Origin of the sequence: Staphylococcus pseudintermedius, assembly GCF_001792775.2 — a bacterium.
GTDB classification, from domain to species: Bacteria; Bacillota; Bacilli; order Staphylococcales; family Staphylococcaceae; genus Staphylococcus; species Staphylococcus pseudintermedius.
Genome location: NZ_MLGE02000010.1, coordinates 22438 through 46699 on the forward strand (window position 1 = coordinate 22438; position 24262 = coordinate 46699).

24 protein-coding genes are annotated in these 24262 nt (G+C 36.9%); 7 read left to right on the forward strand and 17 right to left on the reverse strand.

What is annotated here, in order from left to right; genetic code table 11:
• Positions 1–56: 56 nt before the first annotated feature.
• The 3 genes from BJK46_RS08035 to BJK46_RS08045 are packed head-to-tail and all read right to left on the reverse strand — an operon-like array spanning position 57 to position 2054.
• Positions 57–578: an acyl-CoA thioesterase gene (locus BJK46_RS08035; RefSeq protein WP_014613489.1), complete on the reverse strand. Its 522-nt coding sequence runs from the start codon at positions 576–578 to the stop codon at positions 57–59.
• 18 nt (positions 579–596) lie between these two features.
• Entirely contained in the window at positions 597–1829 is a 1233-nt protein-coding gene (locus BJK46_RS08040) for an aminopeptidase (RefSeq protein WP_037542648.1), read from the reverse strand.
• Positions 1830–1850: 21 nt separating this feature from the next.
• The gene (locus tag BJK46_RS08045; RefSeq protein WP_037542646.1) at positions 1851–2054 is read right to left on the reverse strand and encodes a DUF1128 family protein; all 204 of its coding nucleotides are present in this window, start codon (positions 2052–2054) and stop codon (positions 1851–1853) included.
• Between the two features lie 133 nt (positions 2055–2187).
• Here BJK46_RS08045 and BJK46_RS08050 point away from each other — a divergent pair, with 133 nt between their 5' ends.
• The 4 genes from BJK46_RS08050 (at position 2188) to BJK46_RS08065 (ending at position 5108) form a co-directional block, all read left to right on the forward strand.
• The gene (locus BJK46_RS08050; RefSeq protein WP_014613486.1) at positions 2188–2646 is read left to right on the forward strand and encodes a low molecular weight protein-tyrosine-phosphatase; all 459 of its coding nucleotides are present in this window, start codon (positions 2188–2190) and stop codon (positions 2644–2646) included.
• Between the two features lie 7 nt (positions 2647–2653).
• Entirely contained in the window at positions 2654–2941 is a 288-nt protein-coding gene (locus BJK46_RS08055) for a YtxH domain-containing protein (protein WP_014613485.1), read from the forward strand.
• A 215-nt stretch (positions 2942–3156) separates the two neighbouring features.
• A complete protein-coding gene (locus BJK46_RS08060) occupies positions 3157–4494 on the forward strand; it encodes a YihY/virulence factor BrkB family protein (protein WP_037542645.1) in 1338 nt (445 codons plus the stop codon).
• A 32-nt stretch (positions 4495–4526) separates the two neighbouring features.
• On the forward strand, positions 4527–5108 hold the full coding sequence (locus tag BJK46_RS08065; protein WP_063278570.1) for a beta-class carbonic anhydrase: 582 nt from the start codon (positions 4527–4529) through the stop codon (positions 5106–5108).
• 566 nt (positions 5109–5674) lie between these two features.
• Here BJK46_RS08065 and vraR read toward each other — a convergent pair.
• The 5 genes from vraR to map form a co-directional block, all read right to left on the reverse strand.
• The gene (gene vraR, locus BJK46_RS08070) at positions 5675–6304 is read right to left on the reverse strand and encodes a response regulator transcription factor VraR (protein WP_014613482.1); all 630 of its coding nucleotides are present in this window, start codon (positions 6302–6304) and stop codon (positions 5675–5677) included.
• Positions 6294–7337: a sensor histidine kinase VraS gene (gene vraS, locus BJK46_RS08075; RefSeq protein WP_014613481.1), complete on the reverse strand. Its 1044-nt coding sequence runs from the start codon at positions 7335–7337 to the stop codon at positions 6294–6296. Before vraS ends, vraR begins: the two co-directional genes overlap by 11 nt.
• A complete protein-coding gene (gene vraT / locus BJK46_RS08080; protein WP_103263580.1) occupies positions 7334–8035 on the reverse strand; it encodes a cell wall-active antibiotics response protein VraT in 702 nt (233 codons plus the stop codon). Before vraT ends, vraS begins: the two co-directional genes overlap by 4 nt.
• 12 nt (positions 8036–8047) lie before the next feature.
• Complete coding sequence (locus BJK46_RS08085) at positions 8048–8437, reverse strand: hypothetical protein (RefSeq protein ID WP_014613479.1); 390 nt, start codon at positions 8435–8437, stop codon at positions 8048–8050.
• A gap of 97 nt (positions 8438–8534) precedes the next feature.
• Positions 8535–9296 carry a type I methionyl aminopeptidase gene (map, locus tag BJK46_RS08090; protein WP_014613478.1) on the reverse strand — a complete coding sequence of 254 codons (762 nt, stop codon included), beginning with the start codon at positions 9294–9296 and terminating at the stop codon, positions 8535–8537.
• Between the two features lie 96 nt (positions 9297–9392).
• Here map and BJK46_RS08095 point away from each other — a divergent pair, with 96 nt between their 5' ends.
• Positions 9393–10391, forward strand: coding sequence for an FUSC family protein (locus tag BJK46_RS08095; RefSeq protein ID WP_014613477.1), 999 nt, complete (start codon positions 9393–9395; stop codon positions 10389–10391).
• Between the two features lie 968 nt (positions 10392–11359).
• Here BJK46_RS08095 and gatD read toward each other — a convergent pair.
• Both gatD and murT read right to left on the reverse strand, forming a co-directional pair.
• On the reverse strand, positions 11360–12082 hold the full coding sequence (gatD, locus tag BJK46_RS08100; protein ID WP_014613476.1) for a lipid II isoglutaminyl synthase subunit GatD: 723 nt from the start codon (positions 12080–12082) through the stop codon (positions 11360–11362).
• A 1-nt stretch (position 12083) separates the two neighbouring features.
• Positions 12084–13394: a lipid II isoglutaminyl synthase subunit MurT gene (gene murT, locus BJK46_RS08105; RefSeq protein ID WP_014613475.1), complete on the reverse strand. Its 1311-nt coding sequence runs from the start codon at positions 13392–13394 to the stop codon at positions 12084–12086.
• 196 nt (positions 13395–13590) lie between these two features.
• Between murT and BJK46_RS08110 the strand changes: the two genes are divergently transcribed.
• Both BJK46_RS08110 and BJK46_RS08115 read left to right on the forward strand, forming a co-directional pair.
• A complete protein-coding gene (locus BJK46_RS08110; RefSeq protein ID WP_014613474.1) occupies positions 13591–14094 on the forward strand; it encodes a ferritin in 504 nt (167 codons plus the stop codon).
• Between the two features lie 288 nt (positions 14095–14382).
• A complete protein-coding gene (locus BJK46_RS08115; RefSeq protein ID WP_014613473.1) occupies positions 14383–14943 on the forward strand; it encodes a 3'-5' exonuclease in 561 nt (186 codons plus the stop codon).
• Here the strand turns inward: BJK46_RS08115 and dinB are convergent.
• The 7 genes from dinB to gatB all read right to left on the reverse strand — a co-directional run bounded on the left by dinB (position 14938) and on the right by gatB (position 24252).
• Complete coding sequence (dinB, locus tag BJK46_RS08120) at positions 14938–16008, reverse strand: DNA polymerase IV (protein ID WP_014613472.1); 1071 nt, start codon at positions 16006–16008, stop codon at positions 14938–14940. The two genes, BJK46_RS08115 and dinB, sit on opposite strands and share 6 nt — an antisense overlap.
• Before the next feature lie 104 nt (positions 16009–16112).
• Positions 16113–16655: a metalloprotease family protein gene (locus tag BJK46_RS08125; RefSeq protein WP_103263579.1), complete on the reverse strand. Its 543-nt coding sequence runs from the start codon at positions 16653–16655 to the stop codon at positions 16113–16115.
• 499 nt (positions 16656–17154) lie between these two features.
• Positions 17155–18222: an MFS transporter gene (locus BJK46_RS08130; protein ID WP_240621164.1), complete on the reverse strand. Its 1068-nt coding sequence runs from the start codon at positions 18220–18222 to the stop codon at positions 17155–17157.
• Between the two features lie 30 nt (positions 18223–18252).
• Positions 18253–19428, reverse strand: a complete 1176-nt coding sequence (locus BJK46_RS08135) for a radical SAM/SPASM ryptide class RiPP maturase (protein ID WP_242058976.1) — start codon at positions 19426–19428, stop codon at positions 18253–18255.
• Positions 19429–19678: 250 nt separating this feature from the next.
• Positions 19679–21043 carry a 23S rRNA (uracil(1939)-C(5))-methyltransferase RlmD gene (gene rlmD, locus BJK46_RS08140; RefSeq protein WP_100006611.1) on the reverse strand — a complete coding sequence of 455 codons (1365 nt, stop codon included), beginning with the start codon at positions 21041–21043 and terminating at the stop codon, positions 19679–19681.
• Between the two features lie 171 nt (positions 21044–21214).
• Positions 21215–22147 carry a diacylglycerol kinase gene (locus BJK46_RS08145; protein ID WP_014613461.1) on the reverse strand — a complete coding sequence of 311 codons (933 nt, stop codon included), beginning with the start codon at positions 22145–22147 and terminating at the stop codon, positions 21215–21217.
• Positions 22148–22824: 677 nt separating this feature from the next.
• Positions 22825–24252 (reverse strand): Asp-tRNA(Asn)/Glu-tRNA(Gln) amidotransferase subunit GatB, encoded by a 1428-nt coding sequence (gene gatB / locus BJK46_RS08150; RefSeq protein ID WP_014613460.1) that lies wholly within the window; start codon positions 24250–24252, stop codon positions 22825–22827.
• Between the last annotated feature and the right edge of the window lie 10 nt (positions 24253–24262).

A 24262-nucleotide genomic window follows, 5' to 3' on the forward strand; every position in this document is an offset into this window, starting at 1 on the left:
TGCGTGCTAAAAAAGGCTAGGAAGCAGTTTTTGACGTTTCCCAGCCTTTCTATTGTTTATTGCTTAAATTCTAATTCTGAAATAAATTGCAATGTTTGTTTACTTTCTTGTCTTCTTGCTTTTCGACGTGCTACACGGGCTTCAGCTGTTTCGTGAAACCATTTTTCTGCTTCCGTTTCAGGATATACTGCAGGCACTTTTGTTGGCTTGCCGTCATCATCTAATGCGACAAAAGTTAAAAAGCTGAGTGCTGCTAACTCCTGCTTATTGTTCGGAATATCTTCAATTAAAATTTGAACACAAACTTCCATTGATGAACTACCTGAATACGAAACCATCGCGATATACGTTAAAATGTCACCGTTACGAATCGGTTTTAAAAAGTCTACTGAATCTGTAGACGCCGTCACGACAGTTTGATTCGCATGTTTCATTGCACAAATTGCCGCAATTTCATCAATATTCGCCATCATTGTACCACCGAACAACGTCCCGAGATGATTGGTGTCTTGTGGAAATACTTGTCTCGATTTATAAACTTTCGAATCTTGCATCGCTTTTTTATCTATTTTTGCCATGTCGTCACCTCAATATGTTTAATTGCTCCAATTTCCGTCTTTAAATATTTGTTCTTTTGTACCATCTTCAAGTACACCGTAAATATTAAGGTCACTACTACCAATCATAAAGTCCACATGTGTTAATGAATCATTCAAACCATGGGCTTTCAGTTCTTCAGCCGTCATTTCAGTCCCACCTTGCAAATTAAACGCATATGCAGCACCTAATGCAATATGGCATGATGCATTTTCATCAAACAATGTATTAAAGAAAATCGTGTTTTTATTTGAAATCGGTGAATCATCTGGCACTAATGCGACCTCACCTAAACGACGCGCACCTTCGTCCGTGTCTAGTAAGTCTGCTAAAACTGCTTCTCCTTGTTTCGCTTCAAAATCAACGACAGCGCCATCTTTAAACGTTAATTTGAAACCATCAATAATGGTGCCGTTATAACTGAGCGGTAATTTATTAGTGACATAACCATTCACATTGTTACAATCTGGTGCAGTGAACACCTCTTCAGTCGGGATGTTTGCGATAAAACCTTGACCTTGTTCTGTATAACTCATCGGTTCTTCCCAAATATGGCCTTTCGGTAAGCCAATATGTAAGTCTGTTCCTTCTGAAACGAAATGAAGCGCTGTATAAGCTTTGTCGTTCAACATTGCTGCACGCACTTTTAAGTTTTGTGCATGTCTTTCCCAGTTTTCAATTGGATCATTGCCATCGACGCGTACAATACTCAAAATATCTTCTAAAAACCTCGCCATCGCTTCTTCATCACTTAATTCAGGATACACACGGTTTGCCCATGCTTGGGAAGGATAACATGCAACAAGCCACGGGAAACTATTTTTTTGTGCTGCAATCATGTATGGTTTAAAAGCTTTTGCGTATTGACGTTGTGCCGCCTTTAATTTGTCAGAATCGATGCCATTCAGTAAATCTGGATCTTCTGATAAGAGTGCTAGCATACATGCACCACGGTTCACGTAATCCATGCGTTCTTCTACGTCATAGCCTTTAACCTCTTGTTCAAAAAATGAAGTCGGCTCATTTTCGTAAGTCAGACGTTTAACTTGAGGATCCTCATATTTCACTCTTACATCCGAGGCCCCTGCTGCATAAGCTTCTTTTACAATTAAACGTGTGAAGTCCACGGTTTCTACAGATGTGCGAATGTACACAGGTTGACCTTGTTGCACATTCATCCCCACACGTACGAGCAATTTAGCATATTGTTGTAATCGTTTCTCAGTTGTCATATAAAAACCTCCCAATTCGAATTACTTGCGAATATCACCTAATGCTTCAGTAATACCTGTCATTTCACGTGGTGTAAAGTCACGTTTCGAAGTGACAAACGCATGTATATCTTCTATATCTTCACGATCATTTTCACTATAGTTTTCTGGATCAATTAATCCGGGGTTTACTAAATTTAAACGATTGCGTATTTCTACAATCATTTCTTCAATAGATTTTGACATTTATCTCATCCTTTCGTCTCCAATATTTTATCAAAGTGATGAATATTTGAAAAATTTTTGTCGCTATCACTTTCGAATTGTTTTAAAAAAGGCTAAAATGGGCATATAGATTTAGAACATGGAGGTTATCTGCATGACAACAGTTGCTTTTGTATGTTTAGGTAATATTTGTCGATCTCCTATGGCTGAGGCAATTATGCGCCAACGTCTAAAGGATCGCAATATTGACGACATTGAAGTATACTCGAGAGGGACAGGTCGCTGGAATTTAGGTGAACCCCCTCATCAAGGTACACAAAAAATTTTAAAAGCACATGACATTCCTTTCGATGGGATGATTAGCGAATTATTTACAGAAACGGATGATTTTGATTACATTATTGCCATGGATCAAAGTAATGTAGATAATATTAAGGACATTAATCCTCATCTTAAAGGTAAGGTGCACAAATTGCTTGAATTCAGTGATATGGAGGAAACAGACGTTCCAGACCCATATTACACAAATAATTTTGAAGGTGTTTATGAAATGATTCAGTCATCTACGGATCATTTAATAGACTATATTCTTAAAGACACACGAAAGGGGTAACATCATTATGCAAAACAAATTATTACCTGGAATCTTAATTGGGGCTACAGTCGGTGGTGCGATTGCGTTAATCGACAAAAACACACGCCGTTCTGTGAAAACATCAGTGAATAACATTAAAACAGGGCAACGTTCAAGCCAACCTTCTAAGTTCACTCAAGTGAAAGATGAAGTATTATACTGGAAAAATACGTTTGACGAAATTCGTCGTAACAATCCAGAACTAGAACGTTCTTTACGCAACGCAAAAGATACGTTTATGGAACGCAAAAACAACAAACAAATTGGTCTTTAATCTAACCATTTTTAGAACTATCGTTGGATGACAATGACATCTTAAGTATGAACAGCTCATATGACTCACATTGATACGTTCACATTTCAATGCATTGACGCTATATGTCGTTCATATGTTTGATGTCGTCTGTCATACCCAAGGGCAATTTCAATGCACATTTTATGATGCCTTGGAGATTGCCCCTTTTAATTTTTAAGATAAGGAGTTTAGCTATGTCTAAAAACGAACAACAGTCAGAAGGCTTTATTGATAAAGTCAAAAAGACAATTTCTAATGACGATCATGCGCAAAATCAAAAAGAAGAAACGCCTTCTCCTGATCGAAAAGGAGATGCGACAGGTGAAACGGAAGAGAAGCATAAATTCGTAAAGCCTCAACCGTTTCAATCTAAAGAAGCACCGAAAGAAAATCAAACATTTTTCGTTTCAAGAATTAACAAACCAGCCAAATATACAGACCGTCCGAACTTTTTTAACTATTTAATTTATCGTATTGGAAAAGACGATGCATCTGGATTAGCCGCACAACTTGCTTACTATTTTATGTTGTCGCTTTTTCCAATGTTGATTTTCATCTTATCGCTCGTCCCACTCTTTAACATTGATAGCGATACGATTACAGCACAAATTTCAAAGAATGCCCCTGCAGAAACGTCCTCCATCATTACCGGTATTATTGATGATGTCATGGGTAATGCAAGTGGTGGTCTACTCTCAATCGGGTTGATCTTGGCATTGTGGACAGCATCGAACGGAATGACTGCGATGATGAATGCTTTTAACGTCGCTTATGATGTTGAAGATAGCCGTAACTTTGTCGTATCGAAGTTGTTAGCGATTTTCTTTACATTATTAATTGGGATTACATTACCACTCACACTCGTCTTATTTACGTTTGGTGAGCAAATCGGCAACTTATTATTCGGACCACTAGGCCTAGACGAACAAGTTCGTTGGGTATTTAGTCTGTTACGTACTGCCCTTCCTGTATTAGCTGTACTGATTGTTTTTACAATTATATATACGTTAGCACCAAATGTGAAAATTCGATTTAAATCGGTTATTCCTGGTGCCCTATTCTCAACGATTGTATGGATTTTAGGTTCATTGGCATTTGGTTTTTACGTTTCAAACTTTGCCAACTACTCTAAAACGTATGGTAGTATCGGAGGCGTGATCGTTTTAATGTTATGGTTGTACATCACTGGCTTTATTTTAATTATTGGTGCTGAAATCAATGCGATTGTTCATCAACGTAAAGTCATTAAAGGCAAAACACCTGAAGAAGAAACGTATGATGAACTTGAAGCAGAAGACGAAGAAGACTTAGCTGAAGCACATAATAATTATGGCGAAAAAGACGATAAACAAGTGAATGATGATCAAGAAACAAACGACACGCGCCATAAAGAGAGCGTACAGAACACAGCGTCTGAATCAACACATGACACGACCACGTCAACAGACCGTGCACCACAATACAAAGAACCAGAAATAGTCGAACGCACGAATACAGGTCGTTCAAAGCATATTAAAACAACAGAAGATTAAACAACACTGTACCAATCTTGGGAGGAAGTCTAATGACATTACTAGAACACATTTTAGAATACAACGAAGAATTTGTAGCGAATAAAGCGTACGAAGCTTATTCAACAAGTAAAACACCTTCAAAAAAAGCGGTATTACTCACTTGTATGGATACACGCTTGCAAGATTTATCAACCAAAGCACTCGGTTTCAATAATGGGGATTTAAAGGTAGTTAAAAATGCAGGGGCTACGATTAGCCATCCATTCGGTTCAACAATGCGAAGTTTACTCGTAGGCATCTATGCATTAGGGGCTGAAGAAATTATTATTATGGGACATAAAGACTGTGGTATGGGAAATATTAATGTCGAAGAAGTGATGACAACGATGCAGCAACGTGGTGTCGACCAGCAAGTGATCGATATTCTCAACTACTCTGGCATCGATGTTTCCAACTTTTTAAAAGGCTTTGACGATGTTTATGATAATGTAAAACACAACATTGAAATGATTTATGAACATCCGCTATTTGATAATAAAGTGCCGGTTCATGGTCTTGTCATTGAGCCGCATACCGGTGAATTAGACCTTGTGCATAACGGTTATGAGCGCGCTGAATCCTATCAAAATTAAACGAACTTGAGGAGGAGTAGGAGATAAAAATTTATTTCCTACTCCTCCTCATTTTTTTGACTGTTTCATCACCATTACTGAAATCGATTAATGGTAATCGAGCAGTCGAAAAATAGGGGTAAATGGGATATAGAAAATGTTGCTATCGTTTTCTTGATTTCATAAATTTGCACTCTGTTTGCGCTGTATTTGATATACGATTGCCTAAAAGGCTGAGACGGCTGATGGAATGCATACATACTGCTGACAGTTACCGCTTCTCTTTAATAGTGGTTACTGTCAGCAGTAGCTGTCTGACTTCTCAATGTTTGCAAGGGCAGTCAGACGAAATCTTTGTGACACATGAGATTTCTGTACTGCTCCGATAATCCACTATTGTCTCAACAAATGTAACAGTTTAATCAAACAGTAGTCAATTGAAGGACCAGTCCCTCGGAATGCGAAGCCATGAGGGCAATCTAAAGCCTCAAGTCATAGGAAGGGCAAGTACAACAACCATATTACATCAACAGCATCGAAAATTTTTATGTCCTACCTCTTTCCCTTTTTATGAATACTCGTACGTTCTACTCAATCAAGCCGTGTTGGAAAGCATAAATAACCGCTTGCGTACGATCCTGCACCTCAAGCTTACTTAAAATATTACTCACATGCGTCTTCACTGTCTTAATCGTAATATGTGATGCACTCGCAATCTCTTGGTTCGAATAGCCTTTTGAAATCAACAACAAAATTTCCATCTCGCGCTCAGTCAACAATTCATATAACTCCGCACGCTGCTTCATTCGATTGCGCATTTTCACTAATACTTCCGCTTCAAACACAGACTCACCACGACTCGTTTTACGTACAGCTTCCGCAATATCATTCGCACTCGTCGTTTTTAAAATGTAACTATCGACACCGGCATCTAACGCTCGATACACTTCTTTATCTTCAATATAACTCGTCAGCATCACGACTTTAATATGTGGCAAATCTTTCTTAATTTGCATTGTCGCTTCAACGCCGTCCATATCCGTCATCACTAAATCCATTAAAATTAAATCTGGTTTCAATTCGTGGGCTTTTGCGATTGCTTCTTTACCTGAGGCACCTTCTCCCACTACTTCGATATCGGGTTGTGTTGATAAATAACTTGAAATCCCAATACGTACCATTTCATGATCATCAACAAATAATACTTTAATTGTCATGCTGTTCCTCCTTTTCAAGTGGTGCTTTCACTTCTATTCTCGTCCCCGCATCAGGTAATGAGACGATATGAAATGTGGCACCAATCTCTATTGCACGTTCACGCATATTTTTTAATCCATAACTTTGTTCTAACTTTTCATCGACATTAAATCCAATGCCGTCATCTTGTATACGCAACAATAAATAATCATTGCGGTTAAGTAATTCTACCGTTACTTGCGTCCCCTCAGCATGTCGTAACGTATTGGAAATCGCTTCTTGGGTAATTCTAAAAAGGTGATCCTCAATGCCTTTAGGTACTTCAAACTCATCAATTTCTTGCACGACTTTAATGGGTACTTTACGTTGTAGATCCGTCACAAGCGATTTAATTCCCTCACCTAACGATTTGTCCTTCAATCCTATAGGTCTCAAGTGAAGTAACAGAGCGCGCATTTCAAGTTGTGAGTCTTGCACCATTTTTTCTAACGTTGGAATTTGTTGGTCTAACGGTGGTGCTAAATCTGTTTCTTTGATTGCAGACAACATCATACTTGCCGCGAAAAGTTGTTGCGACACACTATCATGCAATTCTCGTGCTAAACGCTGTCGTTCATCTTCTATAATCTTTTTCACCTTCAAATCATTTAAATTATACGTTTCATTCGTTAAATTTTGTGTTTTAATTCGCATTTTATGCAATTCTTGATTTAATGGGACGAGTGCTTGATATAATTCAATCGTTTCATTATACAGCTCGAGTTGTTGATCATTGATGCCCACTGTTTCACCTTCAAAGGCACGAACGATTTGTTGCTTGAGCCAATCATTTTGTTGATTGATTTTATAAGCTAACACACTGCCCACAATAATACATAAAAAAATGACGACTAAATTTAAAAAGATAAAAACAGGAATACCTAAAATTTGTGTATAAAACATGCCTTGAAAGAAAATAATATTGGTGAACACTTTGTCAATAAAGAAAAACGCGGTGAGCATACTATATACGAGAATGAGCATCGAACCTATCGCTCGGACGTAGTGATTCATCGATAAACCACCTCAACATCGCCTATAAATGTTGAGACGAAGATATTGACGGTATAGTTTTCTGGTTTATGTTGTGATTGCATTAAAATGTTATTATTTTCAACTTTAAAACGCTGTTGATCTAAAGTGACATTGCCGTAAAATGCAGCCACATTCAAATTCACATTATAATTAAGGGGTACCACGACTTGCACTTTACCTACGATGTGACGAATGACGACATGGTTTTGCATTTTTAAATTCGCCGCTTTCGTCATATCCACAACTACGTCACCAATCCCATGTTGAATTTGCAAATCTTCCCATTTATAAACATAGACTGGTGTTTTTTGTTCGCCAAACCATTTTTGTTTGATGAATGAAGGGTTTTGCGCCGCATCTTCTGTTGATAATATTTCAAATGGTCGTCTTTTGTAGATCACATAGCGCACCGCAACGATAATCATAAACAAGAATAATATGACGAGTGTGTACTTATTAGATAATAATGTAAATAAAATCATTAATGCGCCAATCCAAAAGAATAGTAATCCACGCACTTTATGAAAGTAAATATAACCGACATACATTAAAATACTGCCTAATAATAAAACGAAGAGGAACCCGATTTTCTCAAAAAAGATATAGTAAAGGTTCGCAATAATCATTAGCGCAGTAAAAATAATGAGTAATTCGGTCGAAATATATTTTTGTGTCATATTTCCACCTTTCTAGTATGCATACATTAAAGATTGAACAAAATCACATTCCTTTTTCATCAAACCTTTATCTTCTCTTAACTTGAGGAAGTAATTTTCCAATTGCGCATACTCTTTTTCAATTTCATTCAAATCACTTTTAATCGAATTGATGTCTCCACCCTCAATCACTTTCGCACTTGAGAGATGATATTCATTCATTAAGTCGATATATTTATTTTCTAATTCAATCGTTCTTCTGTCAATCATCATCCGCATTTGGCATTTTTTGCGTTCGATATAAGCCATTGCACAGTCAATATTTTGAATTTTAATATCTAATCGATTCAAATATTGATGAAACAGTTGTTGATAAACCTCACGAAAAAACTTTTCAAAATAACTTTTTAATAGTTGTAACATTTTAGAATCACCTCTAACGTTACCCCTATTATAAAATGGTTCTATAACCTTGATAATAGGCTACAGAACCATTTCCCTTTAAGACTTAAGTCCGAATCTATTCATCACGGTCGATTTTCGTTGTGAGTACAGGACCGTCTTTTGTCACAATGACAGTATGTTCGATTTGAGCGACATAACTTTTATCTTTCGTTTCAAATGCCCACTCATTTTTACCTTCAGTGACATATGTCGCATTAGAAGAAATAAACGGCTCAACAGCAAGGACCATCCCTTCTTTTAACAACAACTTTTCATGCGGATCGAAATAATTTAAAATGTGCGCAGGTGCTTCGTGTAAAGATTGACCGACACCGTGACCTGTTAAGTTTTTAATGACAGTCAAATCGTTTTTACGCGCCACAGCATGCACCGCCTTACCTATTTGACTGATTTTAGAACCTGGCTTAATTTTTTTCATTGCAGCTTCAAAAGCTTCTTCTGCAACGTCACATACTTTTTGCTTCATCGGCTCACTCGTTTCACCTACAACGAACGAAACGCCCGTATCCGCGTAATAACCATTTTTCAATGCTGAGACGTCAATATTCACCAAGTCACCTTCACGAATGACACGCTGACTTGGAATCCCGTGAGCGACTTCTTCATTAACACTAATACAAGTCTGTCCAGGGAAATTTTCATCATGAATCGGCGCAGAAATTGCACCCGCTTGTTCAAACATATCTTTAGCGATTTGATCAAGTTCTTTCGTTGTCACGCCTGGCTTAGTCGCTTCACGCATTGTATCACGAACCTCAGCACAAATCGCACCTATTTCTTTTAATGCCTGTAATTCTTCGTCTGTTTTTACTATCATTGTTATCCCGTTCCTTCTAAAAGTTTATACAGTCCTTATTATAACAAAAAATTTTTGATATACTAATAATGAACTACGAAACAGGAGATACGAACTATGAAGGATAAATGGTATAAAAATTTAGTCGGTGCACGGACGCTTAAAACAGGGTTAGCTACTTTTCTTACTGCGCTTTTTTGTTTGTCACTCGATCTCAACCCTATTTTTGCAATTTTATCAGCCGTCGTAACGATTGAACCCACTGTCAAAGCTTCCATTCGAAAAGGTTACAAACGACTTCCAGCCACAGTCATTGGTGCATTTATTGCTGTCGTCTGCACTTACTTTTTAGGTGATGACTCGGCACTCACTTATGGTTTGACTGCAACTTTAACCATCTTACTTTGTATTCGCTTGAACTTACATGTCGGGATTACAGTTGCGACACTTACCGCTTTAGCAATGATTCCAGATATACACGAAGATTATTATTTCAACTTTTTTTCACGCTTATTAACAGCCTTCATAGGATTAGGTACAGCAGGACTGGTGAACTTCATCATAATGCCACCGAAATATTACGACCAAATCGATGTCCTTATTGAAAAAACAGAACGTGAAATTTACCATTTATTTGATACGCGGATGAAAGAACTGGTCATCGGCTTATTTCACTCTAAAAAAAGTGATCAAGCGGTACAAAAATTGCATGTATTGAACGCACGGATTGAAGAATTACTCGGGTACCAAAAAGATGAATTGAATTATCATAAAAGTCGCAGTCAATCCGATGAATGGTTGCGTTTAAGACGGTTGACAAATCGCGCGCATGAAAATCGACTGATGATTACACATTTGTCGAATATTATTTATTTACCAAATGATACAATGATGATTTTTACGGACGAAGAAAAAATTGCGATGATTTCGATATCACAGCGGATGGATCAAATTTTTAATTGTGGCACGTTTAAGCCGGAGAAAAAAGCAGCATCGACATTGAAGAACTCAGTGAAAGGTTTGAATGAGTTTGACGATAACCAAGTTAAAAGTCATACCATTTATGAGATTTTGTTAATTTATCGTATTTTATTGTTGCGTTATAAAGTGAAATAGAGTGTATAAAAGTGAGTGCGAACCATTCATACACTTCTTATATAATGAACCGGGAATGGGACATAAAATTTTGATGCCATTGATGCATTTTCATCTAATTGCCTCATTTATCACCTTTTTAAATTCTCACAATTGCCCTTAATGGACTCGCGTTCCTAGGGGACTTGCCTCAACTAGCCAACGCTTTATTGAGCTGTTAAATATGAATGAAGCGTTGGCGGATTTTCGGCTACGTCTGATCCCTCAGGAGTCTCGTCCATTTTAGCAATTTGAATTTAAATGCTGTGAATCAATGAAACGAGCTGATAAGATGAAACAATCAAAAATTTTTATCCCCATTCACCTTAATTAATTTTATATTTCTATATTTTGCTTTTCGTTCATCGTAGGAGAGGGGCTCGGAAACTCAATGTCCTACCTCTGTTCTTTCAATTTTTAAACACTTTATTTTCAATGAGACTAACAGCAATGGGTCATTTAAAAATCTCTTTACGTTTGTTCGCTCCGGTGAAATGAGTGAATAACAATTTTGGTTTATATGAAAATCTGACCTCTTTTGCGTTCCTTCCCGAAAACTTTAAAACAAGTTCTATTCTCTACTTTAGCGTAAAAAAATGGAGCAAGGCACTGCTATCGCTCACTCCATTTTGAAATATGTATTTTATATAATGGACACTACCGCAACACACTGCTGTCTCAAAAAGCTTCTAAGTGCACACTCAAAGTTATAAGAAAAAAACACAATTCTTGATGTATTGAATCGCTTTATTCACATAAACCTGCCTGCTTCTTTTAACAATTAACGTAAAATTGCCCCAATGGACGAGACTCTTGAGACTTCAGCCCCTAAGAACGCGAGTCCATTAAGGGCAATTACAGTTAATATGAATGTTTAAATTTAGATAAAGGCAGGTTTATAGAATAACCTCATTAAAAATACATCAAAAATTGTGTCCGAGCCGCTAGATTCATTTTCTCTTACGCGCACGATCCACTAATACTTGTTTGGCTTGTTCTTCTTCCGCATTATCAATATGGAGTGGTTCGAACGGAATGCCTTTTCGTTCTGCAGCGGCTTTCAATAAATAGTCCGTCATCTCATGGTTTTTCGGTAAAATCGGCCCATGTAAATACGTCCCTAACAAGTTTTTATAATGAATCCCTTCTTTAAAGTCGGTATCATTATTACCGTAACCGTGCGTCACAGTGCCTAATGTATCATAATCATGGTACGTGCGACCGCCATGATTTTCAAAACCGACGATAGTGCCAAACGTATCACTTTCGATCACGATATCACCTGTTAGACGCTCTTTTTTTGATTCTGTATAAAAGTCTAAAATGTGTAAGCCTTCGAGTTCTTGCCCATCCGGTGTAATATACTTTTCACCCAAAAACTGGTATCCCCCACAAACTGTGAGACCCGGTAAGCCATCTTCTATTGCTGCTTTCAATTCCGTTTTAATTTTGCGTAGTGATTCCGTAGCCAAACTTTGTTCACGGTCACTTCCACCACCGATGAAGAAAATATCCGCTTTAGAAAGGTCGACATTCTCAGTATCATTTACATCAACAACGTTAAGATGAATACCACGCTTTTTGGCACGATATTTCAACGCCATAATGTTGCCAATATCACTATATAAATTGAGTTTGTCTGGCATAAAATGATAGACAGTGAGTTCATGCATATTAATCGACCTCCTTAAATGAACGATTCAGTTGTTCGAGCATTGGTGCTAATGATGTGTAGTTCGGTATCGCAACTGTAAAACTGTTGTAGTCCATCGTCAGCGCCGTTGCTTTATAAATGTCTTTTTCTAAAATAATCGGTGCTGTCACTTCCGCAAGTTTTAATCGCAATTGCAATTCTTCCGCTCGTGAACCTGTTACAATGATTGCTTCTATCGTTTGTTCATTTAACTTTTCAAAGTCAGCATCATAAATCCATGACGTATCCCGACCATCAGCTGCAAAGTCGTTCAGGCTCAAGACATACACTTTTGATTCATCTAACTTTTCACCCATAGCAATCGATGCGTTCATGCCAGCCGGGTTTTTCGCCAAGTTAATCAGTGCCTTTTTCTGTCCTTTTTCGAAATACTGCATACGACCATTATCTGAAGTATACGTTTCAAAACCTTTACGAATCGATGTATCACTTAAACCTAATTCTCTTAATACTGTATATGCTGCAAGTGCATTGTATGCGTTAAAGTCACCTGCAATTTTCATATTAAAGGTCGTGTCATTGACCGTCATTTCAATAAAGGGGTCCACAGTAAATGAAGCAATCTCATATTGCGGTGTCTCTCGCTTAAAGCCACAATGACATGTGTAATGACCGAGTTGGTTATAATGAATGTGGGAATAATTCAGCAGTGACCCACAGTTCGGACAATAACGACTCTCATTCATCGTGGACTGTTCAAATTCGTACGCATGGGCTTGCATCCCATAATATGTGACATGATCACTTGCGATTTTCAAACGTGTCACAAATGGATCGTCAGCATTTAATAATAACTGAATGCCTTTATTTTCAATGGCTGAAATAATGCCATTTACCATAATATCGATTTCGCCAAACCGGTCCATTTGATCTCTGAAAAAGTTTGTAAATACCATTTTAGTAGGTGTCATTTCATTTAAAACACGTGGAATAGAGCCTTCATCAATTTCAATGATGGCGATTTTCGTTTGAGGTGTCGATTGGACGATGAAAGCTGAAGTGATCCCAGCAGCCATGTTCGCACCTTCATTGTTATGAATAATTTCGATATGATTTGCTTTAAGCGTATGACCGATTAAATTCGATGTCGTTGTTTTACCATTTGTACCACTAACAAACACGACTTCATCCACACGGCCAGCCAGTTTACGTAAAATATTTTGATCAATTTTGCGCGCAACTTGGCCTGGTAAATCTGTTCCTTTACGCCCTGTTGCACGACTTGCTTTTCTTGCGAGCTTTGCCATATTAATTGCTGTCCATTGTCTCATATTCAACATTCTCCTCCGATTTCCTACAATATTATATCATGGTGACACAAATTACCAAATAAAAAGATAATCGCTCAACATCGACTGACGACCGATGTACATTTTGATAAAAAACTCTTAATACAACGTTCTTTTGAATATTGTTCACAATATAGGGTACAATGAATAAATACCAAAGATTTTAGGGGTGATTGATATGTTAAATGAAAAATTATTAAATGCATTAAATCGTCAAATGAACCATGAATTTTTTGCAGCACATGCTTATATGGCGATGGCTTCTTACTGTGATTATCATTCGTACGAGGGCTTTGCGAATTTTTACATCCAACAGGCAAAAGAAGAACGTTTCCATGGTCAAAAAATTTATGATTACATTAACGACCGTGGAGAACAAGCCGTTTTCAGTCAACTTGACGCACCAAAAGTTGAGTTCAACAGCATTCTTGAAACATTTGAAGACGGTTTAAAACAAGAGCAAGATGTGACACACCGTTTTTATGATTTATCTGAAATTGCACATGAATATAAAGATTATGCGACAATTTCATTTTTAAATTGGTTTTTAGATGAACAAGTGGAAGAAGAATCAATGTTCGAAACACACATCGATTATTTAAAACGTATTGGTGATGATTCAAATGCGCTTTATCTTTATGAAAAAGAATTAGCGGCACGTAAATTTGAAGTTGAAGTATAAACAATCCTTATAGACCAAATTTACTTTCCGCATAAAAGGCTAGGTAAACACCCTTGTAACCTAGCCTTTCTTTCTACAGATATAGAACATGGCTTTCTGGCAAAAATCCCCTACTGAATGCTAAACTGGACAAATTTGTACTTAACTTGTTCTCATTTCTTGATTGGTTTCAAATACCGAGAATGAAATCTTATTCATTTTTCCACAAACCGCTTCAACATCATCTTATTTTTATCTCTCGTCCAAATGTGCTAATATTTAGCTATTATTTTGAAAGGAAGTATGGCTATGATGGAAAATAGTTTTGTTGCGCTCGATTTTGAAACTGCCAATTATAAACGGACGAGCATTTGTTCAGTCGGTATGGTGAAAGTTGTCGCCAATGAGATTGTAGAAACTTTTTATACGTTAGTAAATCCGAATGATTTTTTTGCAGCACGTAATATTGAAGTTCACGGTATTCAAGCAAAAGACGTACAACATTCGCCAAATTTTGCGTACGTGTATCCCTACATGATGCAATTTATAGGCGATCTTCCAGTCGTTGCACATAATGCCGCCTTTGATATGTCAGTCCTGCACGCCAGCATCCAAGCAGAAAACCTCATCACGCCACCAATGACTTACTTTTGTTCATATCAACTCGCAAAAAGGACGGTATCTGCACGTCGCCATGGCTTAAAACATATGATGTCTCATTTCAATCTTGATTTTCATGGTCATCATGATGCTTTAAATGACGCGAAAGCCTGTGCAATGATTACGTATCGTTTGCTGAAACACTATCCTAGCCTTAACAATGTCCTCCAAGTTTATGGCAAGCAACTGACTGATAAAGATATGTTATAAAAAGTCATAAATCGTCATGTTTCTGAAAAAGGCATCTTGCAAACCGCCTGCCGTCACACCGACTAAACGAATCGGGACTTCTGCTTCTTTCAATTCATAATATAAATCATATGCAATGCGATATATTTCATCGGCATCTTGGACAGGCGTGATTAAACTTTGTTGCTTGGAAAAATTTTCAAAGCGATGTGTTTTAATTTTTACTGTGACCGTACGTCCTGCCTGATTCATTTTTTCGAGACGCTGTGCAATTTTCTCGCTTAACATTTCTATTTTTTGTAAAATTTCTTCGTCATCGTTCGTATCGAGTGAAAATGTCCGTTCCGCCCCTACAGTTTTCCGAATTCTTTCCGCTTTTACTTCTCTATCATCATAGCCGCGTACACGTTGATATAACTGATGTCCTCGTTTACCGAATAAATAGACCAGTTCGCGCTCAGATTTTTCGTATAAGTCTTGACCATTATAAATCCCTTTTGCATGCATTTTTTCTTTTGATGCTTTGCCAATACCTGGAAAGTCACCGATATCGAGTTGCATTAATATGTCGTGTACATTTTGGTAATCAATTACCGTCAGACCATTTGGCTTGTTCATCCCACTTGCGAGCTTTGCTAAAAATTTATTATAAGATACACCTGCGCTCGCTGTCAGTTGTGTTTGATTATAAATATCGCGGCGAATATATTCCGCAATTTTTGAAGCTGGGAGGTCTGGACGAACAAGTTCTGTAATATCCAGATAGGCTTCATCAAGTGAAAGCGGCTCGACCAATTCAGTATAACTTTTAAATATTTCCATAATTTGTTGTGATACTTCACGGTAGGCTTCAAACCGTGGTGTGACATAATAACCATTCGGACACAGTTGATAAGCACGCGCCATGGGCATAGCTGAATGAACACCAAAGGCACGCGCTTCATAGGATGCTGTAGAGACAACACCGCGTCCACTCGCTTTACCACCGACAATGACTGGCTTGCCTCGTAAACTCGGATGATCTCTCACTTCGACTTGTGCGAAGAAAAAGTCCATATCAATATGAATGATTCGCCGCTCTTTCACATAAGCCCCTCCTTTCTATCTCTTCATTTTTATCCACTTTTTGATTGCCCTTTCAAAAACAAAGAACCTTCACACGCCAGTAAAAACGCGGAAGATCCATCCTATCAATGTGCAGTTCGTTCAGCTGGTTTTTTGCGAGAAACCAATAACCCTGCTTCAGTCATTTCAATATATTGTGCTTTTTTATCTCTTAACGCTAAAAAGACTAAGTAGAACGACAATAGGCTATAACCCATATAAATCGCAAACGTAAAAATAATCGACGTATAGGGCATATTAATAAATACAATAAACAACAACATCCCAACTAACGCAACGGGCATTAACATCACAGTAGAAAATGTCATTCGGTTGAAGTAATATTGCGGAAGAAATGTTAATAAGACACCGTTTTTCACCTGGTAACGACGTGTCTTCACGGACATTATTTTGAGTAATATCGTCTTAATCCCTTCATGACATAACACTGTCACTAAAAATCCAATGATTCCTATGAAAAGGTTGGTTGAAAAGTGTTGCTCTTGTAATGAAATTGCCGCCATCGACCATTTGTAACTTAATACAATGAACGCAAGAATGACAATAAATTGAAGTAATAAAAAACGTTTCATGATCTGTTGATTTTGAAATAGATCAATTTTATACATGCATTCACCCTCTTATGATGTATCGTTAGGCTTCATGGTCATTCTTATTATACCCTAGCTATGCAAGCAAATTGTAAGACTTAAGCCCTAAATTTATCCCATCGATCACAATGTTCATTTACTTCCATATTCATGAGGTGTTGAAGACACATTTCAGCTAATAGTTTAGCACTTTTCATCAGATTTTGAAATATTTCAATCTTACAGAGGATATCTCCTTTTTGCTTCAACTCCAAATATCATTTATATAGTAGGACCATTCATAGATATTGATTTGCATACATTTGACATCGTTTTGCTCATTGATTAAGTGCAAAAAAGACACTTATATGTTATAAGTGCCTCATCATGTGATTATATGGACTGTAGAAAAATGCACACATGAAATGTCAGACGATTTGCTTTCTTTTTTTAAATACTAGCAAACACGCCAATAATAAACAAATGACGACAATCCAAAAACTGAAGATTACCCCAAAAACATGAGTGATTGAACTCATCACAAAAACAAAACTTGAAAATGCGAGTGTAGAGATGACCTCAAATACAGAAAAAACATTGACCAAATCTGCTTCATCCACAATTTCCTGTAAAAAACGCGTTCTGCTATTTCTTTTAACTGAGAAAGCACACCCATAATTAATGAGAATATTAAAAAAGCCCAAGCATTCTTAAATTCAATAATTAAAACTGTTACTATAGCCATGAAGATTAAAGAAAAAAAGATGCTTTGCCATTTATATTGCAGTATTTTGTCTGATAATCGAAAAACGATGATAGCGCTTAACAAAATACCAATAGAATAAGTGGTATTTGCATATCCCCAATAACTTTCATCTTTATGCAAGTATTCATTCACAAACACTAGAATAACCGATGACACCCAGATCGTATTCGCCAATATTTCTAAAAGATTCGCTTGTACAAAAAATCGTAGTTTAGGCTCAACAATGATTAAGCGCCATCCCCTCGTCAATGTTTCTATATTTGTCTCAGATTTTATCACTTTTGTTTTGACAGCTGGTAACATCAAAAATAGAATTGTGGATATGACATATAAAAATAAAATGATTACAGTACTCATTATCAAACCTAAAGTGGCATATAATAATCCACCTAATCCCCACCCCACTAGTTCTACACCTTCACCACTCATTGAAAGCGCGGCATTGGTTTTTCCTAAATCTGTTGCATAGATTGGCACGATGGCAAAAGCTACAGGTGCTTCAAATCCATCAAGTATAGAAATTGTAACAACAAAAAAGTACAAAATCGAAATATCAATCACTTCGCTATAACACATTAACCCAAGAAGTAATCCTAGCGAAATCGTTTTACACAATTGTGTATATGAAAGCACCCGATTTAATAACATTTTTTTGGTAACTAAAGGGACTAAAAAACTTGCAATAAAAGAAGATAAACCTATCAGAATAGGCACCATTGATGTCGCAATGACTGACTTTGTGATGGTGAATACATTTGCAATGACTACAACTCTAAGAAACACATCAGCTAAATTACTAACTGCTTGAGAAATCAATAATTGTTTGATTGCCTTAGTCATTTCTGTTCAGTTTCTCCCTTACTTGTGGAATTAAAATGGCCTCCACAAACTTTTCAAATTCCTTTTTTCCATCTCACATTGTTTAACAAAATCAATGTCAGCAGATAACTTACACCCACCAGAACAAAAACCGCCTATATGACAAATCTGACAATCTTTATAATCTAAGAAGCTTTTTGTTTCATGTTGGTAGTTCATTAAATCAATATCTTTTAAGTTTCCTAAAATATATTGAGGGCGCCCTACTGTTACAGTACATCTAAACAAATTAAGTTCATTGTCAATATAGAAAACTCTATCATAGGGAGACACGTTCCAGCAGTAATGATATGTGCCTTTAATTTGAGATTCATTAAAAGACAAGTTCAATTTATCAGTTAAGTTCTTGCACGTTTGAATAAAGCCTGCATGAAGGTTTGATGGTACTGGTTTAGGTATTTTCATTAATTGTAGAAGTATATCAGTCTCAGAAACAATATATTCATCATAACCAGTATCAAAAAGGCGATCGTCAACCCTTCCGATATTCCAATGAAAATTCCACTTTGAAAAATACCCTTTGTCGAAAAAATAGTGATAGATTGGCAACAGTTCACTTAAATTATTTCTATCAAAATTTGTCCCCACATCTACAACTATATGATAGTGTAATAATAAATCAGTAACAGCTAATAATTCCTCAACATTGTTTGCAACTTTCGTTATTTTAATTGTCTCATTATATTTGTCCGGTAACGTATTAATAGTAATTGCTATAACAGATATAATACTTCTATGTATCACTATCTTTTTGGCAAAATAAGGCAAAAAGCTTCCGTTAGTAGTAATGTCTATCTTCAATTTGTTTTCAACACAATATTGAAAAACTCTATCAATAATTTTTTCATTTTGTGGCAATAGTGGTTCCCCACCAAATAACCCAATAGAAACATCAACTTCTGGATTTTGATAAAGGATTAATGAAATCTTATCTAAAATTTTTTCAAGTGCTTCTATAGTTATTGGTTTTCTAACGAGATGATCATAGTTCTGCTGAAAACAATAACTACATCTTAAATTACAAGAATAAGTAATTGCTAAAGATATTTGTATTTTCTTTTTTGACTCTGATAACAAAAGTTCATTATAAAGTGTATCAGAAGAAAATTGATTTTTATTAGAAGAAGGTGTATCCAACCATTCACGTAATCTATAATCAAATTCCATTTCTTAATCTTATATCTTTAATATAGCGTATGAATACAGAATATGTAAATGTGTATTTTGAATATTCAGAACAATGATTTTATTTTATATTTAGAATAACTTCAAAACTTCATTACTCGCCATTCTCTAGAGATTAACACTGTCAAATCAGTTCCAGTATCAACGCTCCTAAAATAGCACCAAAACAAAAAAGGGTTCTAAGTCACATTCTCAAAAATGTTCTCAAAAACCCTTGAGTGATTAATCTATATCAATATTTTCTTACTAATAACGCAACTGTCTCGACATGTGTCGTATGCGGAAACATATCGACAGGTGTCATTTCTTTTAGTTCATATTGCGCGCTTAGCATTTCAATATCTCGTAATTGTGTACTTGGATTGCATGACACATAGACGATACGTTTTGGGGCTAACGCGTTTAAAGTTTCAATAAATGTCGCGTCACACCCTTTGCGCGGTGGGTCAATTGTCACCACATCAGGCTGAATCCCGTCTTGTTGCCATTTTAAAATCACGTCTTCAGCAGCACCAGCGACAAAAGTTGTATTGTTCAATTGATTGTAGCGCGCATTTCTTTTCGCATCTTCTATCGCTTCAGGGACAACTTCTACACCATATACATGTTGGGCGTGCGGTGCCATAAATAAACTGATCGTCCCAATACCACAATACGCATCTAATACGACTTCATTACCAGTTAAATTCGCATACTGTAACGCTTGACGATACAACTTTTGCGTTTGTGTCACATTGATTTGATAAAAGGACAAATCGCCAATTTCGAAAGTCAAATCATCTAATGTATCCTCAATAATGTCTTTACCGAAAATCGTTTTGGACGTATGCCCCATAATGACATTCGTTTTGTTCGTTTGGAAATTCAACTTGATACTCACAATTTGCGGAAACTGTGATGTTAAAGCGGTCACAATATCGTTATGATGTGGTAACTTTTTTCCGTTGAGCACAAAAATAACCATCACTTCATTCGTATAATAGCCTTTACGAATCACGACATGACGTACGAGACCTTGATGTATGTGTTCGTTATAAGCTGGAATATGATATTTTTCCAGTAAACTTTTAATCACATTCATCATGTCGTTTTGATCATCATTTTGTATGAGACAATGGTCCATATCGATAATATCATGGCTGCGTTGACGATAAAAACCCATTTGGATCTGACCATTGCGATTCGTCCCAACCGGAATTTGAGACTTGTTTCGATAACGCCAAGGATCATCCATTCCAATCGTGTCATGAATCGGCACCTCTGTCATTTTTCCTTTATGATGAAACAAATTAATCACTTGTTTACGCTTCATCTCTAATTGCGCACGATACGACAAATGTTGAAGTTGGCATCCCCCACACTGTTGGTAATAATCACATGGCGGTGTAACACGATCTGGACTTGCTGTTTTCACATTCATCAGCTTGCCAATCGCGAAATTCTTTTTCACTTTAATCACTTTATATTGCACTTCTTCATCAATTAACGTTTGAGGGATAAATATCGGATAGCGATCTTGTTTAATCACACCATGCCCTTCATGTGTCAAATCAACCACTTTTCCCTCATACACTTCATTTTTCTTTACTAAAACCATCAATTTCATCTCACTTTTTTATAAACAGAATCTACTTCAAAGGGAAAGGAGCAGGACCAAAAACTTAACATCTGAGTCAAATTTCATCGTCCCGCTCCCACGAGAGTAATGTCATTACATCATGCGGTTTTGCGTACACTACCTATTTATTTTCAGCACACCTCTGGATCGTTACTCAGATTGCGTAGGCTCATCAATTAACAACGCATTATCTTCTTGCGCCGGAGAAAAAACTTCAATATGACGAACTAAATTTAAAAAGTTCGCTGGTAATTGACCCCCATATTCACCATCTACGTTTAACGGCATATCGCTAAAGGAAGAAATATTTACCGATTGCGCTTTATGGTAATGTACTTTCGGATGTTTAATATGTTCACCGCGTGAGGCAAGTGTCATAATATGTCCCAATTCTGCAATATTTGCCTTTTCAACAATCAACAGTGTAAACATACCGTCATCCAACTTCGCATCTGGTACTAACTTCTCAAAACCAGCCATTGAATTGGTTAAGCCGAGTAAGAACAACATGATTTCACCTTCAAAGACTTGCGAATCAAACTCAATCCGCACGTCGACTGCATGCATTTGAGGTAACATTTCAAATCCTTTAATATAGTACGCAAAAGGTCCGACTATCGATTTTAATTTACTCGGTGCTTCATACGAAACTTCCGTAATTTTACCACCGCCAGCTAAATTAATAAAATAACGGCTATTCATTTTACCAATATCAACTTGAACAGTTTTACCATCTAAAATGACATCCACGGCTTCAAAAATATCAGTTGGGAGATGTAGTGCTCGACCGAAATCATTCACCGTCCCCATTGGAATTAAACCTAACTTAGGACGATTCGGTTTTTCAGCAATACCATTCACGACTTCATTCAATGTACCGTCTCCACCAGCGACAATTAACAAATCGTATTGGGCCTCAATCGCACGCGCCGCCTCTTCTGTCGCATCGCCAACCTTTTGAGTCGCATAGGCACTCGTCTCATAACCAGCTTGTTCCATTTTAATTAGTACATCAGGTAATGCACGTTTAAACACTTCCTTACCCGATGTAGGATTATAGATTATTCTCGCACGTTTTCTCATTTATATCCCTCAATTTTTCAGTACTCACAACTTATATTATAGTAAACAAAGATGTAATGAAAGCTAAAAACAACCAAAAGCGTAAAAATGATAAGAAAATAACGTCAATCCCGTTTTCAAAAGGCGATTGCGTCATATGTTGACATTTCAACTTTCCTAGCCAAGCAAAGAAATTGAGTTACTTCATCATTCTTTCACCACTACACCTAAGATCAATTAATAATCATATAAATAAAATGAGTGAAAAAATGCATGCGTATGATTAATACATGCGCCGTCTGTTTGGTAAGAGTTATTCGTCATTTCAACTCGTTTGAGCACCGCAACTAAGATTGCTAGAACAAGCTCGCTTTCATTCCTTGTTACGCAACTGATTACCATTCAGGGCGCGACTCCTGAGGGAAAAGATGCGCCGGAAATCCATCAACGCCTCTACCTTATAACAGTTTCAGTTAAGCGTTGATTACTTGGGAACAGCCCTAGGAAAGCAAATCCTAAAAGGCAATCCATACAGATATTCACATTATGAAAGCGAGCCCTAGTTCTGCGATTGCAAGGTGTTATAATCAATACGACATCTTACGTCATACTCAAAAAACAAAATGTCACAAAAAAGACGAGTGTGAAATACAATCATCACCATTGCATTCCATCTACTCGCCTCTATTCAAAACAACCTATTGTTTATCTAACTCTTGCTTCAACAACTGATTTGCAAGCTGTGGATTCGCTTGACCTTTCGACAATTTCATAATTTGTCCAACTAAGAAGCCCATCGCCTTACCTTTCCCATTCTTATAATCTTCAACAGATTGTGGATTTTCAGCAATTGCTTGTTGTACAAATTCTAACACAGCACCTTCATCAGAAATTTGAACAAGACCTTTATCTTTCATAATTTGCTTTGCGTCCCCACCATTTTGCGCTAATTCTGGGAACACTTTTTTCGCAATTTTACTACTCATTGTGCCATCTTCAATTAATTTAATCATACCTGCTAAGTTTGCTGGTGTAAGGCCTGTATCTTGTAACTCAATTTGATTTTTATTGAGATATTCGTTTACGCCACCCATTAACCAGTTCGAAATCATTTTCACATCTGCGCCTTCTTCAACAGCCGCTTCAAAGAAATCTGACATCTCTTTTGTTAATGTTAAAACATGTGCATCATATGCAGGTAAACCGAATTCTTTTACGTATTTTTCTTTACGTGCATCTGGTAATTCAGGAATCGATTCACGAACACGCGCTTTCCATGCTTCATCGATATATAAAGGTACAATGTCAGGTTCAGGGAAGTAACGGTAGTCATCTGACGCTTCCTTAACACGCATTAAAATCGTTTTACCTGTGGATTCATCAAAACGACGTGTTTCTTGTAAAATTTCGCCACCATTTAACAATTCTTCTTCTTGACGTTTGACTTCATATTCTAAACCTTTACGCACGTTGTTAAATGAATTTAAGTTTTTAAGTTCAGCTTTCGTACCAAACTCTTTTTGACCATATGGACGTAAAGATACGTTCGCATCACAACGCAATGAACCTTCTTCCATTTTACCGTCAGATACGCCTGTATATTGAATAATAGAACGTAATTTTTCTAAATATGCATACGCCTCTTCTGGCGAGCGAATATCTGGTTCAGATACGATTTCAATTAATGGTGTCCCTTGACGGTTTAAATCGACAAGTGAGTAACCGTCTTTATGTGTAGATTTCCCAGCATCTTCTTCCATGTGTAAACGTGTAATACCGATACGTTTCGTTTCGCCGTTCACTTCAATGTCGATATAACCATTTTCACCAATCGGTTGGTCTAATTGTGAAATTTGATAAGCTTTCGGGTTGTCTGGATAGAAATAGTTTTTACGATCAAATTTTGATTCAGTTGCAATTTCCATATTTAATGCCATTGCCGCACGCATTGACCAATCTACTGCACGACGGTTCACTGTTGGTAAAACACCAGGATACGCCAAATCGATGACGCTTGTATTTGTATTCGGTTCTGCACCGTATGCTACCGGCGCATTTGAAAACATTTTTGAGTCCGTTTTCAATTCAACATGGACCTCAAGTCCGATTATCGTTTCAAAATGCATTGATTGCCAC

Excerpts from the sequence above, each read along its gene's own strand:
- BJK46_RS08130 (WP_240621164.1), bottom strand. The coding sequence starts at position 18,222 with ATGACTAAGGCAATCAAACAATTATTGATTTCTCAAGCAGTTAGTAAT.
- murT (WP_014613475.1), bottom strand. The coding sequence starts at position 13,394 with ATGAGACAATGGACAGCAATTAATATGGCAAAGCTCGCAAGAAAAGCA.
- gatD (WP_014613476.1), bottom strand. The coding sequence starts at position 12,082 with ATGCATGAACTCACTGTCTATCATTTTATGCCAGACAAACTCAATTTA.
- BJK46_RS08095 (WP_014613477.1), top strand. The coding sequence starts at position 9,393 with ATGAAGGATAAATGGTATAAAAATTTAGTCGGTGCACGGACGCTTAAA.
- vraS (WP_014613481.1), bottom strand. The coding sequence starts at position 7,337 with ATGAATCACTACGTCCGAGCGATAGGTTCGATGCTCATTCTCGTATAT.
- BJK46_RS08060 (WP_037542645.1), top strand. The coding sequence starts at position 3,157 with ATGTCTAAAAACGAACAACAGTCAGAAGGCTTTATTGATAAAGTCAAA.
- BJK46_RS08145 (WP_014613461.1), bottom strand. The coding sequence starts at position 22,147 with ATGAGAAAACGTGCGAGAATAATCTATAATCCTACATCGGGTAAGGAA.
- BJK46_RS08135 (WP_242058976.1), bottom strand. The coding sequence starts at position 19,428 with ATGGAATTTGATTATAGATTACGTGAATGGTTGGATACACCTTCTTCT.
- gatB (WP_014613460.1), bottom strand. The coding sequence starts at position 24,252 with ATGCATTTTGAAACGATAATCGGACTTGAGGTCCATGTTGAATTGAAA.
- BJK46_RS08045 (WP_037542646.1), bottom strand. The coding sequence starts at position 2,054 with ATGTCAAAATCTATTGAAGAAATGATTGTAGAAATACGCAATCGTTTA.
- BJK46_RS08115 (WP_014613473.1), top strand. The coding sequence starts at position 14,383 with ATGATGGAAAATAGTTTTGTTGCGCTCGATTTTGAAACTGCCAATTAT.
- vraT (WP_103263580.1), bottom strand. The coding sequence starts at position 8,035 with ATGACACAAAAATATATTTCGACCGAATTACTCATTATTTTTACTGCG.
- BJK46_RS08110 (WP_014613474.1), top strand. The coding sequence starts at position 13,591 with ATGTTAAATGAAAAATTATTAAATGCATTAAATCGTCAAATGAACCAT.
- BJK46_RS08040 (WP_037542648.1), bottom strand. The coding sequence starts at position 1,829 with ATGACAACTGAGAAACGATTACAACAATATGCTAAATTGCTCGTACGT.
- BJK46_RS08055 (WP_014613485.1), top strand. The coding sequence starts at position 2,654 with ATGCAAAACAAATTATTACCTGGAATCTTAATTGGGGCTACAGTCGGT.
- BJK46_RS08065 (WP_063278570.1), top strand. The coding sequence starts at position 4,527 with ATGACATTACTAGAACACATTTTAGAATACAACGAAGAATTTGTAGCG.
- BJK46_RS08085 (WP_014613479.1), bottom strand. The coding sequence starts at position 8,437 with ATGTTACAACTATTAAAAAGTTATTTTGAAAAGTTTTTTCGTGAGGTT.
- BJK46_RS08050 (WP_014613486.1), top strand. The coding sequence starts at position 2,188 with ATGACAACAGTTGCTTTTGTATGTTTAGGTAATATTTGTCGATCTCCT.
- map (WP_014613478.1), bottom strand. The coding sequence starts at position 9,296 with ATGATAGTAAAAACAGACGAAGAATTACAGGCATTAAAAGAAATAGGT.
- BJK46_RS08035 (WP_014613489.1), bottom strand. The coding sequence starts at position 578 with ATGGCAAAAATAGATAAAAAAGCGATGCAAGATTCGAAAGTTTATAAA.
- BJK46_RS08125 (WP_103263579.1), bottom strand. The coding sequence starts at position 16,655 with ATGTATAAAATTGATCTATTTCAAAATCAACAGATCATGAAACGTTTT.
- vraR (WP_014613482.1), bottom strand. The coding sequence starts at position 6,304 with ATGACAATTAAAGTATTATTTGTTGATGATCATGAAATGGTACGTATT.
- rlmD (WP_100006611.1), bottom strand. The coding sequence starts at position 21,043 with ATGGTTTTAGTAAAGAAAAATGAAGTGTATGAGGGAAAAGTGGTTGAT.